At 35.2% G+C, this 528-nt stretch carries 1 pseudogene; it reads left to right on the top strand.

Annotated features, from left to right (window positions below):
• Positions 1 to 2 precede the first annotated feature (2 nt).
• Positions 3 to 294 (top strand): annotated as a pseudogene (locus tag ACFINS_RS11300) (integrase); the annotation flags it as partial.
• Positions 295 to 528 lie beyond the last annotated feature (234 nt).

The raw sequence follows: 528 nt of genomic DNA, 5'->3' as shown, positions 1-528 counted from the left end.
TTATTAAAGAATGCAATAAACAAAAGCGTGAGGCAATGCGTAATCTGCATTATTTAAAAGATATTACTCTAAATACTTTTGAAAATCGTAAAGCCGAATTAAAAGAAGATGGCAAGGCTCGGGATTAGTTTTCGCCTTTACAACTTCATATTCTCCCTAAATTAGGGTGTATACCCGTTTTTCAGAGATTACCCAAAAGAGATACACAATACCCTTGCTCCTATTTAACATACAAAAGCTGCAACAAAAGAGAAAGCCCTTATCCATTTCAATCTTTGTCTCAAACATGCGGCTTTTATATATTAATTGATAGGCAACAACAAAAGCACACGCTTTATTAGGGATAACAATGTCATAAAACCACTAATAAACCAGCAATGAATTAGAAAGATATTCTGGCTTTTAAAGAGACACATCTCAGGACTCCCATACCTCTTTCACGACGGTGCCCGTGAAGGGTATAATGGTAAAGCCATTATGTACACTTTTTTCCATTTATGAAGGTGCAAGTTGGCACTATCATTTTAT

This window comes from Bartonella sp. AA2SXKL (genome assembly GCF_042197205.1).
In the GTDB taxonomy this organism is placed as follows: Bacteria; Pseudomonadota; Alphaproteobacteria; order Rhizobiales; family Rhizobiaceae; genus Bartonella.
The sequence above is the reverse complement of the archived record's forward strand: the minus strand, read 5'-3'. Positions and strand labels throughout refer to the sequence as shown.